Source organism: Vibrio chagasii (assembly GCA_041879415.1).
In the GTDB taxonomy this organism is placed as follows: domain Bacteria; phylum Pseudomonadota; class Gammaproteobacteria; order Enterobacterales; family Vibrionaceae; genus Vibrio.
The window spans coordinates 1,547,268-1,561,006 of record CP090852.1; the positions used below are offsets into that span (position 1 = coordinate 1,547,268).

Genomic DNA, 13,739 nt, shown 5'->3' on the forward strand with positions numbered 1-13,739 from the left:
GTAGGGTTTGTTCGGAATGGATAATAAGCGTGCTCTGAGATCGAAAGTGCGACTTCAACACTGTTTTCATGTAAGCGGTTACATGAGGTGTATACATGAGATTTTGGTCACATTTTGTCTCATTTTAGGGCTTGAACGGCTTCACTGTTTGTCGTTCAACTAATGTCGCTTCAAATTTGTGTAGTTGTGGAGGCGCGTATCCCGCATTTTTTAGCTTAATGGCAAGTTTTGCTGCATAAGTCGACATGTCGTCGATGGGGTTGTGCATTGTAGTTAAACGAGGGTAAAGGTAGCGTGCCAACAAAACATCATCAAAGCCGATCACTGAAATGTCATTGGGAACAGATACACCTTGGTCTTGTAAGCTAGACATTAAACCCGCGGCCATTACATCATTAAATGTGACAGCAGCTGTAACCTCGGGACACTGGTTTATTAATATGTCGCCAGCAGCCTCACCACCTGATTCACTGAAGTTTTGGTTGATGATCCAATTCGGTTGTATCTCGATGTTCGCAGCGTTCATGGCACTCCTATAACCTTCTAAGCGATCAGTTCTGTCCTGAATAGGTAGGTCACTCGATACATAGGCGATCTGTCGATGCCCGAGCTCGATTAGGTGCTGAACGGAAACCTGAGAGCCAAGTTTGTTATCAACCCACACCGAGCGATTTGAGATTTGAGCGATAGTGCGGTTCAGTAAAACCATTGCAGGCAATTGGGCGGAGTAACGCAATAGTGTCGCGTCATCAAGCATTTTTGAATGGACAACCATTGCTTCGCAGCCTTGGCTTACTAAGAAGTCGAGGCCTTCTTTTTCTCGTTGCGCGTTGTGACCACCACTTACTACAACTAATTGATACCCGTTCGTGCGAGCGACTTCTTCAACGCTCTTTGCTACCAACGCAAAGAAGGGATCGGCCAGGTTTCCGGTCAGTAAACCTAGGGTATTACTACTTTTGCTTGCTAAGGCCGTTGCGCGGGCGTCTTTATGGTAATTGAGCTCTTTTACTGCACGCTCTACGCGTTCAATGGTTATGGGCTCAACATAGCAGGTACGGTTTATTACGCGAGAGACCGTTGCTGTTGAAACCCCTGCAAGTGCTGCTACATCTTTTATCGTTGCCACGTTGAATTACACCAAGACTACAAAGGCTGCGAGTGTAGCGAATCTCTAATGTTTAATATGTTATTAAGGTCAAAGCTTGTTAAAGCTGAGTAAAGAATATTTTTGAATACTCGGGGCGTCTAACCTACGTGCTTAGCGATAATTTTCGCCAGAGTTGCGACTCCCTTTTTCCAATCCTTGTTCTCTTCAATGTTGGCGACTGTGAAGCGCAGGCAATGCTTGTATTGATCGTGGGTACCAAAAATAGTGCCCGGTAAGATACCGATTTTGTGTTTCAAGCATTCTTGGTAGACGGCATAACTGTCGAGTGATTCGGGTAGCGTTATCCAGTTTATAAATGCCCCCTCAGGTTTGGAAAGATGGTAGCGGCCAACAAGATGTGGGTAGCTATCTAATGCTTGAATCAAAAGACTTTGAAATTGCTTTTGGTTAGTTTGATAGAGCCGCTTCATCTTAGATAAATGACTGCGATACTTTCCTGTAGTGAGAAACTGACCGACGGCTGACTGCATCAGGTTAGAGCTGCCCATGTTGTCACACAGTAGGTACTTTTCGATTAAAGGTTGGTAACGACCAGAAAGTAGCCAGCCAACACGAAGGCGAGAGTCTAGAGTCTTAGAAAGAGAGTTCACGTAGATCACTCGGTCTTTGTCATCCAGTTCTTTCAAGCTCGCAATCGGAGCATCAAAAGCCAAGCTTCCGAATACATCATCTTCAATAATTGGTAAAGAGCCAGTGATCTCCAATAGTGCTTTTCGATTCGCCAGAGGCATTCTCGACCCTGTTGGATTAGTAAAATTTGGTGTCAGCAGCAGTGTTTTTACTTCCCATTTATCTAAGGCATTTTGTAGTGCTTGAATATCGATTCCGTGGCTCACACTGCTTGGGATTTCAAGCGCTTGTAAGCCTAATGATTCCAGCAATAACAAGTTGCCAAAATAACAGGGAGATTCAACCACCACGATATCGCCAGGTTTGGTTAAAGCACGCAGCGCTAAACTTATCGCTTGCTGTGCGCCGTGAGTAATCGCAATCTCTTTCGATCCCGCAGGCACACCAAGATCATGGGTGATCTTTAACAATTGTTTTACTAATTGCTCGTCGCCAGGGGGCAGTTGGTAATAGCCGGGAAGTTGAGTTTGCAAGCGGCTGTGACGACCAATTTCAGCGTACAGGCTACGAATGGCGGGGTTGTTAATGTTGGGGTGAGCAGAGCCAGATTGTAACTTCAAACGTTCGCTTGGGCGGGAGAGCACAGATTTAGTGACAGATAAGAGGTCAACTTTTTGCGGCTGACTTGGTGCATCCCAACTTGTTGTATTCGGTACTTTGACGCGATAACCCGACTTGGGAACGGAGTATACCCAACCTGTTGCTTCGAGTTCTTGGTAGGCTCGAATCACAGTGTTTTTGCTCACACCCAATTGTTCACTTAGCTGGCGGATAGAGGGAAGACGGTCGTCAGGGTGAAAAAGTCCTTTATCTATCTGAGTCTTAATGTGTTGCTCGGTGGCGAGGTATTTATTGCCGCTGACTTCTGTTTCCACGCTGTTCTCCCGTTTCATAATTGCCAGTCTGTAACCATTTAAAGTGTTATATCTGTATCTTTATTAGTTATCTGTACCCAACTAAGGTAACAGCATTGATGAAGAGTTGACCAGAGGTTTGTAATGCTGATTAAAATGATTCCGTTCGTGTTTGTAATATTGTGGTCGTCAGGTTTTGTGGGTGCACGTCTTGGTGTGGAATACGCTGAGCCCGCAACGTTATTGTCACTTAGGATGGTAGCTAACGTAGCGCTGTTCTTGGTTTTGATTGCCATTCTTAAGCGTCGTATTCCTCGTGGTCGAGCATTTTTTCATGCTTGTGTGGTCGGTATTTTGATTCACGGCTTTTACCTTGGGGGCACTTATCTAGCGATAGATTGGGGCATGCCTGCTGGGTTGAGCTCTCTATTGGTGGGGCTGCAACCGATTCTTACCGCATTGATAATGGTCAGTTGTACTTCACAGCGTTTCAACTTTGCTCAATGGCTAGGTTTGGGGCTTGGCTTTGCCGGTATCAGCTTAGTGTTGATGGGAAATATTGAGTGGCAATCAGATGACCAAAAAGGGATGGCGACATTACTTTGTTTAGTGGCGTTAGTCGGTATTACCTTTGGTACCCTTTATCAAAAGCGTTTCTGTAAGGGGACAGACATGGTAGGCGGTGCAATGGTGCAATACTTGGCCTCGGCAGCGTTGTTTCTACCGTTTGCCATGCGTTACGAGACGATGCAGGTGAACTGGACGCTAGAATTTACGTTAACGCTGGTTTGGTTGGTGGTTGTTTTGTCTTGTGTTGCTATTTTATTGCTGTTGTACATGGTTGAGCACGGTGCGTCTTCAAGTGTGGCATCTGTCTTTTATCTCGTTCCGCCGACTACTGCAATTCAAGCTTGGTTGATTTTCGGTGAGTCATTTGATGTCTATGGTGCAATGGGCTTTGCGTTATCAGCTACTGCGGTTTATCTGGTAGTGAAGAAGCCTGAATTGATTAAATTCCGAAGACAAGCGGCCTTAAACCGTTAAAGAAGCTAGTAACTCTATTAAGATAGGGGACATTCGATGTAAAGTAGCGCAGTGTGTTCGTTGAGACTAAGAAGGATATATGGCACGGGTTAGCGCTGAAGAGATAGAACGTAAGAGAAAAATGTACGATAAATGCATTCTCAATCTATTTTTGACAGAAGGTTGGGATGCGGTGACCTATGACCGTATTGCTAAAGAGATGGGTATAACGAAGTCATCTCTGCAACGTTATTACTCAAATAAGATGCAATTTGCTTATGCTTTAGAGGGACAAGTATTCCAGCAGGCTACTGAATTATTGGTCTTTACTGACAAGGTTTCTTTTCTTGATTCATGGCAAAAGTCTCTGGGTGAGAATCAGATTTTCCGTGAATGTCTACATATCATTATGACGAATGCGCTAGCGCCTGTTTCTGCCGCAGCGACTACAAAAGCGGTGGCTCGTTTGACCGATGAACTTGCGAATAGTATTGGTGAAGAGGAAGCGAAAGACACTGTTGATCTTGCTTTAGGTCGTAGTCTTACTTTGTATATGAATAATAACCTGTAGAAATGTGTCGTTGGTTATTTAGCCTTGTTCTTATGTGTTAAATGTCTATAATGCGAATGGGTGCCCATATCTAGTATGTTGATATGGGTATTTTTTTACAATTATTGAGTACGAGTACTCAATAATTTTTTGCATTAATGACTAGGGGAACCAATGACCGACCATGATACCTCCAATAGCGTAGAGCCGAGTTTTGAAACCGATGAGAATACGTATTCTGAGTCGCAGTACTATGATGGTGAAGGGCAAGAGTATTCGATAGTCAAAGAACGAACCTGGGGCCAGAGACTAAAGTCTTCGATCAGTGATTTAGGGTTTGGGATATTTCTGATTTCCCTTGCTCTATTTTTGTTGTATGCCAATGAATCTCGCTCTGATCATCGTGAAAAAGTGCTCAAACAGGGAGAGAAAGCGGCCATTTCTATTACATCTGATCTGCGTGACTGGAACAACAACCGGAAATTGGTGCACACTTCTGGCTTAGCAACTACTGAGGATATTTTGGTTGACCCAGAATTCGGTATCAAGGCTGTCGGTATTCACTTAAAACGAAGAGTGCAGGTGTATCAATGGAAAGAGTCACGTAGAACTCACGTTCAAAAACTGTCTGATGGTACTGAGAAAGAAGTAACAACTTACACATATCGCAAAGTTTGGTCAGAAGGTTTGAACGATTCGACGTTTTTTAAGCAAAAGCAGTATCGCAACCCTAAATCAGTAGCTTTTCAAAGCATCATTTACAATGCCAAGAGTATGAGTTTGGGTGGTTTCGAATTTCCATATGACCTTTCTCGTATGATGAGTCGATACGTGGACATTGAGGCTGATTCAGAACTTTTGTTGGGTGAGCAGGTATACGGGCACGTATCGAAAGATCAAACTGGATATTACATTGGCAATGATCCAGAAACGCCAAATATTGGTGATATGAAGATTACCTTTCATATTGTTGAGCCTGCTGTTGTCTCTATAGTGGCTCAGCAGATTGAGAATGGTTTTCGCCCTTGGAACACTAAAAATGGTCCCTTAAGTTTGCTGCAATATGGTGTCAAAACTAAGGATGAGATGTTTGAAAAAGCTCATAGCGAAAACACGTTTGCAACTTGGGCTGGTCGTTTCGGTGGGTTCGCTTTTATGTGGGCTGGTTTTTTTCTTCTTTTACGTCCTATTGCAGTATTAGCGAGTGTAATCCCTGTCATTGGCGGCGTTATCGGCGGTGGGGTAGCGCTGATTTCGTTCAGTCTAGCCGCTTTAGGAACATTAGCTACAATTATTATTGTGTAATGTTAGTGCTTTCAAACAAAAAGAGCCTGAATATTCAGGCTCTTTCTCTATCAATAGCTTTCTAGCAGCTATTAATTAGCGCTTCATCAAGCAAGCGTAAGCCGTTGTAAACGGTGCTTCTTGATATTGCTTAAGACCCGTCTCTTTGAACTTCATCATTAGAGGGTTGCGCTTTAGGCTCTCTTTGATGTCAGCCGGAGAAACAACCTCAACGTTTAGGCCGTCGATCAGTTGGATCGCTGCTTCTAGCTTGAAGCCGAAACCACCGCCAGCAAATTTACCTTTAGTTTGGCGTTGGCGAATAACTACTTTTTCTACTTGGTAATCTTCCATTAACTTTGCAAAAGAGAATTGAAAGTCTTTCATATTCTGTGTGTCGTTAGCGTCGCTGATAGAAACCTTAGAAACTCGGCAATCAGGGATGTTAAATACACCATCTGACAGAGAAAGAAGACAGATGACTGCATCGTTACCTTTGATTTCAACACCACAAATTTTCATGTTCTTACCTACTTATTTTAGAGCCCTATATTATGGTGTTATTTCTGCTACTTCTCCAGTCTTTGCGTGTATCCGTCGTAAATAAGTCTGAATTAGAGAATATCTTAGCGGCGAAACGTTAACCTTTGGCTGATTTATAACCATGTGGATGAGCGATATCGTTTGCTATGAGATGAGGGTCACAAAAGCTTAGCGTGATTTCATATGTGTGCTGTATATTGCGTGCGCATCCCTATTTTAAGTGTGGTTATTAATCCCAATGAATATCAATAATCTTTCGATTAAGAGTAAAATCGCGATCCCGCTGTTGGTGATTGTGATTGTTTTTTCTACCGTTACCGTGCTCAACGTTATCAGATCAAATGCTCAAGCTGCGATTAATAACGAGCTCAACAATGTCGTTCAGCCTGTTCTAGATAACCTAGAAGATGGCTACCGCGATATCTACCAGATCATCGCTTCAGCGCAAGGCTTGTTACTTGCGAAAGATCAGGCGGCGATTGACTATCAAAAGTTCGAATTCAAAGACAACGCTTATAAAGCGGTTCCACGCTTTGAAAGTGTTGAGACTTTGTATCGAGCGGGTGTATTAGATCCTTCTTCGCGTGGTGAACTTTCTAAACTGGTTAATGCGATGAGTAAGTGGGTCTCGTTACACGAACCTATGTTTGCTGATCCTGCGAATGCACATCAATACAACATCGATTACTCGCCAGCGCTAGACGCTGAATTTGCGATTATCCGCAAGCAACTGCGAGATATCCGCACTCTGATTGAGTTAAAACAGAAAGAGCTGCGTCAGCAAGCAGACGACTCAATTGAATCAAGCAAGTTGATCATTGAAGTGGGTATGGCAGTCGCTGTTTTTGCTGCGCTTTTTGCTATGTGGCTATCGAACCGTTTCATCGTTCAACCAATCCAGAACGTTGAGAAAGCGATGAATGAGATCGCATCAGGTGATGGTGACTTATCTCAGCGCATGAAGGTGGAAGGAAGCGACGAGATTGCTCGCTTAAGCTCGGCTTTCAATAAGTTTGTTGGCAAGATCCACGTTACGGTTGAGCAAGTAATTTTCACGTCAAACGCTGTTCGAGCTGAGATGGAAAATATTAAGTCACTTACTCAAAGCGTTGCTGAATTCTCTTCAAACCAACAGCGAGAGAGTGAAGTTGTTGCGGCTGCTGTTCATGAAATGCAGGCGACTAGCGAAGTCGTGAGTGGCAATGCTCTAGATGCGGCTACCGCAAGTAACGTTGCTAATCACGAAGTGGAGTCGGCAGACACTACGCTTGGTCTAACCGTGACATCAATTGAACGTCTAGCCCAAGATATCGAGAACGCGGGTGGTGTGGTTCAGGAGCTGGATACTGATGTGAAAAACATCGCCTCTATTCTTGGCGTGATCAAAGGTATTGCTGAACAAACTAATTTGTTGGCCTTGAATGCAGCGATCGAAGCGGCGCGTGCCGGTGAACAAGGTCGTGGTTTTGCTGTAGTCGCGGACGAAGTGCGTGCATTGGCAAGTAAGACTCAAGACAGCACTGGTGAAATCGAAGCTATGATTGAGCGTTTAGAGGTCGGTGCGAAACATGCAGTTGGCGTGATGAGCGAGAGCAAAATCAGCGGCGAGAAAACCATTATTCAAGCCGGAACTGCAGCGTCTTCTTTGAGTGAGATTCGTAATTCAATCGGTAAGATGAATGACATGAACACGCAGATTGCGACGGCAGCTTCTCAGCAGTCTCAAGTGTCTGAAGAAGTGAACAAAAATGTTCAACGTATCGCAGAAAGTACGATGCAAATGGTTGAGATGGCGAGTAGCGCTGAAAATGCGTGTATGGCTTTGGCCGAGCAATGTGAGGCACTTGATAGCCTCGTTTCTCAGTTTGAGGTTTAACACTTAGAGCTGAGATGAACGTGATTTGTTCTTGTTAGCCGCAAAGAAACAGCGAAAAGCCCGTACTCAATGAGTACGGGCTTTCTTTTTAGGTACATGATTCGTTGTTGAGCGTGAGCTCTTCGTGATTAGCTGCTACGACCGTCTTGGTATTTGTAACGGTAGTCAACTTTTACGTTTGCTTGGTAGTGAACATCGCCGTTCATATTGGTGATTTTCTTCACTTCCATATTCGCGTCATCAATTTTGAACGAATCGTATTTTGTTGTTTGTTGGAACTGTGGCAGCTCTCTTGAAAGTTCAAACGGTGTCTTTGTGCTTAGCTCATCCATAAGGCTCGTGCCTGCATCGTATGCTTCCGCTTCAGTAACAAAGGTATCAGACTTTAGCGTTGTTTCTTGGATCGTCGTTTTAGTTGCTGCGAACGCTGTGGTGCTGAGTACAAGAGTTGATGCAAGTATGATTAATTTTTTCATAGGAGTACCTTACTTTGTTGATGTACCTGTGTTCCGGTACACAACCAACATACCAATGAAGTGGTAAGAGGAGTGTCAGAGAAAAAACCGACTTTGTTAGTATTGGGTAAGGAATATGGAGAAATGTCAGCCGTTGGTTGGAATGATTTTGACCGATTGTAGGTAGCAGTGATTTATGCACAAAGCATATCAAGCAAGGTGACAGAAATCGGTAACTTCAATACACTGCATGGGTATCCACAGTTCATCACAAGGTAAAGGCATGGCCAATTGGGAAGGGGTAAGTGAGTTTGTTGCAGTCGCAGAGCGTGAGAGTTTTACAGGTGCTGCGCAGAAGCTTGCTACATCGGTTGCTCAAATCAGTCGCAGAGTAGCAAACCTCGAGGAACGTCTCGCGGTGAAACTGCTCAATCGAACGACTCGAAAGGTTTCGCTAACAGAAGCAGGACAGCTCTATTATCAGCAGTGTAAGTTGTTGGTCGAGGGCTTAGAAATAGCGGAATTGGCGGTAACACAAATGCAATCGACACCGAAAGGATTGCTAAAAGTGACGGCTCCTGTCACTTATGGTGAGCGTCAACTAGCACCAATACTTCACCAATTTTTAAAGCTCCACCCGCAAGTAGAATTAGAGTTAATGCTGACCAACCAAAAGCTCGACTTAATCGACTCAGGTGTCGATGTCGCGATCCGTCTTGGTCGATTAGAAGATTCTAGCCTGGTGGCAAAGAAGCTTTCTCAACGACAACTCTATGTATGTGCAAGCCCAGACTATATCGAACGTTACGGTGAACCACATACTCTCTCTGAGTTGAGTAACCATCAGTGTTTAGTTGGTGGCTTTGAGCACTGGCGTTTTAAGGAAAATGGTCGTCCTCGTTCAGTTCGCGTCAATGGGCGTATTAAGTGTAATAGTGGCTTGGCTTTATTAGATGCAGCGAAGCAGAGTATTGGCTTGGTACAACTGCCTGAATATTACGTGAGTGAAGACCTTGATACGGGTGAATTGGTCGAAGTGCTTTCTGATTATCGAGACGATAAAGAAGGGATCTGGGCGCTATATCCTCAAAACCGTAACTTGTCTTCTAAGGTTCGCCTGCTGGTGGATTTCCTTTCTGAGCAATTAGATTAGTTTATGACTTCACGTCGCCAGAATTTGAATAATGACGGTGAGCTGATTTGCAGTGTTTTCAACACACTTGAGCAGCACTATGGCTATTTTGATTGGTGGCGGAGAGACGATCCATACGAGATAGTCTTAGGTGCTATTTTGGTGCAGAACACGAATTGGAAGAACGCAGAGAAAGCACTCGCCAATTTAGGTGAGCAGTGCAACCCAATTTCAATTGCTAGCATGGATCTCGACGAGCTTGCTCAAAAGATTCGCTCTAGTGGCTATTACAATCAGAAAGCCATCAAGCTGAAAGCTGTGACGGAGTGGTTTTTGAAGTACCAATACGATATGACTATGGTTCGTGAGCAAGACAAGGATCAACTGCGTAAAGAGTTACTCGAAGTCAAAGGGATTGGCGGCGAAACGGCAGATGCGATTTTGGTCTATGCGATAGGTAAGCCGTCTTTTGTGATTGATGCGTATGCGCGGCGAATCTTCACTCGCAATGGACTGGATGTGCCTAAATCGTACGAAAAGTTTCGAGCCCTTATGGAGAGTGTTATCCCACAGGATACTCAAAGGTATGGCTATTACCATGGCTTGTTGGTTGAGCATGGGCAGCAGTTCTGTCATCCCAAACCGAAGTGTCAATATTGTCCTTTAACTCAAGATTGCATAAAAAATGGCGTTGAAGCTTTGGCTTAAACGACGTTGCCCCTCATTTACCAAATCATCTCAAGATAAAAATCGGGCTTCAGAATGAAGGTTCTGAAGCCCGAGCTATATTAAATTCCGAGTCGTTTACTTGCCCGTGACAAGACCAAAATGGTTCTACACTGTGAAGCGATCGACCAAGTGGTAAAGCTCATTCGCGCGGTTGTTGAGGTTTTGGCTACCAGCGCGGTTTTGGTTGGCTAGCGATGCCGATTGAGAGCTTTGGTCTGATATTACGACAATACGTTGAGATATCTCTTGGCCGACAATGTTTTGTTGTTCGGTTGCTGTCGCAATAAGCGAGTTCATATCCATGATCGTATCGATCGACTCTTGGATCTTCGCCAGTGCAGCCGCGGCAGCGTTCGCTTCTTCGACGGTTTGAGCACTTCTATTTTGACTTGAATCCATCGCTTTCACAGCGGCATCTGAAGCGGCTTTTAACTGCTCAATCATCTTATGAATATCGCCTGTGCTTTCTTGAGTTCGGCTTGCAAGCTTACGAACCTCATCCGCAACGACAGCGAAGCCACGGCCTTGCTCACCTGCACGAGCGGCTTCAATGGCAGCATTCAGTGCTAGTAGGTTGGTTTGCTCGGCAATGTCTTGAATGACCGCCAGTGAAGAGGAGATGTTCTGCACATCACCTTCTAAACGTGATACCACGGTATTCGCTTCTGATACTTCGCTCGCTAGACCTGCTACTGAGTCGGCCGCAGCGTTTACGATCTGCTGAGCTTCCTTAGCGTTGTTTTCTGCAAGCTTCGCTGAATCCGCTGCTTGGCTCGCATTGCTTGATATCTCTTGAGCCGTTGTCGTCATCTCAGTCATCGCGGTAGCGACTTGCTCTGTTTCTTCACGTTGGCCTGAAGCGAGCTCATCCACCTGAGCGGCGCGTGAAGACATACTAGACGTTTCAGAAACAACTTGCTGGCCTACATCGCTGACGCTGCGAATGATGGTTTGTAGGCTTGCAACGAACGCATTGAAGTTTTCGCTCAGCTTCGTAAATTCTGGTGCTTTGAACGTCTCCATTCGAGCGGTTAAATCAGCTTCGCCACTTGCGAATGCGCTTATTGAGCGGTCAAACTGCTCTAATGGCTTCATAATGGTACGATTTACTGCAACGGCGAAAATGGCAACAACGACTGCGATCAAGCCACAGAAAAGTGCGATAGCAGTAAGTGAACTTTGAAGTGCAGCGTTCGAGCTCTCTTTCATTTCTGCAATGACCGCATCAATGTCGTCGGTGTAAAAGCCAGTGCCGAGCATTAAGTCCCATTGCGGAATGAATATCGAGTAGCTGAGCTTTGGTAGCGCTTCTGATTGACCAAGTTTTGGAAAGTAGTAAGTTGTGAATTCACCAAGTTTTGAGTTCTTGATGAGATCACGAATCAGGTAATTGCCTTTTTTGTCTTGTAGGTCGTAGTAGTTTTTGCCGATGCCATCCGTATTCTGTCCGACAACCACTCTGACACCTTTAGAGTCGTAACCAAAGATATAACCCGATTCGCCATACTCGAGGGTTCTTAAGGTAGGTAAGGCTTCTTCTAATGTCGCACCTCTTTCTAAGAACGGGCTGATAGAAGATTGGGCCATTTGCAGATACGCTTTGAGTTCCTTTTCTTTCATCGCCATCATATTGCTACGAGTCGATTCTACTTGTTGTGCGGTTAGCTCGGTGCTCTTCATATACGTCACACTCATCATCCCAATTGCCATCAGCAGCAATGGAATGAAAGAGAGAATATAAAGGCGGTTTTTGATGGTTAGGGTCATGTCACGCTTCCTGTGTGATTGTCTCATGCAATTTTCAACACATTATTAATGTGGTTTCAAAATGTAAATGGGCTTGTTGTTTAATTGTTACTCTAAAATGTTTTTGTTTTATAAATATGATGGCGGTTAAATTTTTTATGTGACAACCCTTGCAACTAGGGGCTTAAAGGAGATGTGACTCATCTGTTTCGATGCTTTTGAATTCGACGTTGCTTTGTTAGAATGCGACGCTTTGTAGCACCCTGCTATGTCTATTCGTTAAGTGAGAAAGATTCATGAACAAAAGCCATGTGACTATTGGTTTAACTAACCCTAAAAGCCCGACAAACGTAGGTGCTGTCATGCGAGCGGCTGGTTGTTATCAAGTCGACGAAGTTAAATACACAGGGCAACGCTACGAAAAAGCCGCTAAATTTCACACTGATACTAAGAGTGCGACACGTACTATTCCGTTGACGGGCGTTGAGTCGTTTTTAGACAACCTTGACCCTGAAACCAAAATCGTTTGTGTGGAACTTGCCGAAGGTGCTACGCCACTGCCACGTTTTAAACACCCAGAAAATGCGATTTACATTTTCGGCCCAGAAGACGGATCTATTACCCAAGATGTTGCGGATAGAGCAGACCACGTTGTGTACGTGCCGACAGTTGGTTGCATGAATCTAGCGGCGACTGTGAACGTTTTGCTTTACGATCGCCTTGCTAAATCTGATGAAATGGACGAGAGCAATGAGCTGATTAAGAAAAGTCGCGATAACCGTAACCATCTCGTAATCAAAGAAAAATAAATCTCTTCTTCTAGTGTTATCTATCCTGCCTTTTATCGGATATTATCTTGAAACATCATCAGATAATTGAAGGGTTAGATAACACCATGGAAGACAAGCAATTACTTGCCGCGCTACAACAACACCCTGTCCTCGATCTCTATCAGCTATTTCAAGACGTTGGCCAAAACCAGTCTCTGTACACATTACTAGAGAGATTATCTTCCCTTAAAGAACACCATCAGCTGAGCACTCGTCTTAGCCCTTTAAAGCCACATATCGAAGGCTTGCTAGCTCAATTTGATGATACAACGCCAGATAGTGAGATTCTAAGCGCTGTCGCTATCCAATCTGAGATTCAACAACGTGGTCACAGTATGAGTCGTTACATCATGACATCCGATAATCATCGCCATTTTTCACCTCAAGCCGATCTAGTGATGTTTGGCGATTCGATTACTGAGTGGGCACCATGGGCTGATATTTTCCGTGATGTATCTATGGTCAACCGTGGCCTCGCTGGAGATACGACAACTGGAATGTTGCGCCGTATTGATACCACGTTGAATGTAAAGCCAAAGCTCGTGTGCTTTATGGCGGGCATAAACGACCTTTCGCAAGGCTACGATGTTGACCATATCTATCAGAACTACATTAATATGCTTAAGGTGTGGCAAGAAAATGATATTCAAATTTTGGTGCAATCGACGCTTTATGTTGGCGCAAAACTGCAAGGCTTAAATCCTTCTGTAGAATTGCTCAATAGCAAAATCAGCGAGTACTGTGCTCAACAAGACATCGAGTTTTTGGATGTGAATGGCGTGTTGTCACCAAGCAAGCTACTTTCAAATGAATACTCGTGTGATGACTTACATTTGAATGCCAAAGCTTATCAGGCTTGGGCTGAGGTGCTTCAACCTAGAATTGAAGCGCTATTAAGAGGGTAGCACTCTCTAAT

At 44.3% G+C, this 13,739-nt stretch carries 13 protein-coding genes; 8 read left to right on the forward strand and 5 right to left on the reverse strand.

The window, feature by feature from the left end; translation table 11 throughout:
• Positions 1-124 precede the first annotated feature (124 nt).
• Together L0991_20760 and L0991_20765 are read right to left on the reverse strand one after the other, a co-directional pair.
• Complete coding sequence (locus tag L0991_20760; protein XGB64459.1) at positions 125-1,129, reverse strand: LacI family DNA-binding transcriptional regulator; 1,005 nt, start codon at positions 1,127-1,129, stop codon at positions 125-127.
• A gap of 119 nt (positions 1,130-1,248) precedes the next feature.
• Positions 1,249-2,676, reverse strand: a complete 1,428-nt coding sequence (locus L0991_20765; protein ID XGB64460.1) for a PLP-dependent aminotransferase family protein — start codon at positions 2,674-2,676, stop codon at positions 1,249-1,251.
• Positions 2,677-2,799: 123 nt separating this feature from the next.
• On the opposite strand from L0991_20765, the gene L0991_20770 reads away from it, so the two are divergent.
• The 3 genes from L0991_20770 (at position 2,800) to L0991_20780 (ending at position 5,533) form a co-directional block, all read left to right on the forward strand.
• Positions 2,800-3,699 carry a DMT family transporter gene (locus L0991_20770; protein ID XGB64461.1) on the forward strand — a complete coding sequence of 300 codons (900 nt, stop codon included), beginning with the start codon at positions 2,800-2,802 and terminating at the stop codon, positions 3,697-3,699.
• Positions 3,700-3,778: 79 nt separating this feature from the next.
• Positions 3,779-4,249: a TetR/AcrR family transcriptional regulator gene (locus L0991_20775; GenBank protein ID XGB64462.1), complete on the forward strand. Its 471-nt coding sequence runs from the start codon at positions 3,779-3,781 to the stop codon at positions 4,247-4,249.
• 153 nt (positions 4,250-4,402) lie between these two features.
• Positions 4,403-5,533 (forward strand): TMEM43 family protein, encoded by a 1,131-nt coding sequence (locus L0991_20780; protein XGB64463.1) that lies wholly within the window; start codon positions 4,403-4,405, stop codon positions 5,531-5,533.
• 75 nt (positions 5,534-5,608) lie between these two features.
• On the opposite strand, the gene L0991_20785 is transcribed toward L0991_20780, so the two are convergent.
• Positions 5,609-6,034, reverse strand: coding sequence for a DUF3010 family protein (locus L0991_20785; GenBank protein XGB64464.1), 426 nt, complete (start codon positions 6,032-6,034; stop codon positions 5,609-5,611).
• A gap of 259 nt (positions 6,035-6,293) precedes the next feature.
• Between L0991_20785 and L0991_20790 the strand changes: the two genes are divergently transcribed.
• Positions 6,294-7,931 carry a methyl-accepting chemotaxis protein gene (locus L0991_20790; GenBank protein XGB64465.1) on the forward strand — a complete coding sequence of 546 codons (1,638 nt, stop codon included), beginning with the start codon at positions 6,294-6,296 and terminating at the stop codon, positions 7,929-7,931.
• Between the two features lie 128 nt (positions 7,932-8,059).
• On the opposite strand, the gene L0991_20795 is transcribed toward L0991_20790, so the two are convergent.
• The gene (locus L0991_20795) at positions 8,060-8,407 is read right to left on the reverse strand and encodes a DUF3316 domain-containing protein (GenBank protein XGB64466.1); all 348 of its coding nucleotides are present in this window, start codon (positions 8,405-8,407) and stop codon (positions 8,060-8,062) included.
• Between the two features lie 262 nt (positions 8,408-8,669).
• Between L0991_20795 and L0991_20800 the strand changes: the two genes are divergently transcribed.
• Positions 8,670-9,539, forward strand: coding sequence for a LysR family transcriptional regulator (locus L0991_20800; GenBank protein XGB64467.1), 870 nt, complete (start codon positions 8,670-8,672; stop codon positions 9,537-9,539).
• Positions 9,540-9,542: 3 nt separating this feature from the next.
• Positions 9,543-10,226, forward strand: a complete 684-nt coding sequence (locus L0991_20805; protein XGB64468.1) for an endonuclease — start codon at positions 9,543-9,545, stop codon at positions 10,224-10,226.
• A 126-nt stretch (positions 10,227-10,352) separates the two neighbouring features.
• Here the strand turns inward: L0991_20805 and L0991_20810 are convergent, their stop codons facing one another.
• On the reverse strand, positions 10,353-12,014 hold the full coding sequence (locus tag L0991_20810; protein ID XGB64469.1) for a methyl-accepting chemotaxis protein: 1,662 nt from the start codon (positions 12,012-12,014) through the stop codon (positions 10,353-10,355).
• A gap of 275 nt (positions 12,015-12,289) precedes the next feature.
• On the opposite strand from L0991_20810, the gene L0991_20815 reads away from it, so the two are divergent.
• Together L0991_20815 and L0991_20820 are read left to right on the forward strand one after the other, a co-directional pair.
• Entirely contained in the window at positions 12,290-12,802 is a 513-nt protein-coding gene (locus tag L0991_20815) for an RNA methyltransferase (protein XGB64470.1), read from the forward strand.
• Positions 12,803-12,888: 86 nt separating this feature from the next.
• On the forward strand, positions 12,889-13,728 hold the full coding sequence (locus tag L0991_20820) for a GDSL-type esterase/lipase family protein (GenBank protein ID XGB65428.1): 840 nt from the start codon (positions 12,889-12,891) through the stop codon (positions 13,726-13,728).
• Positions 13,729-13,739: the final 11 nt, after the last annotated feature.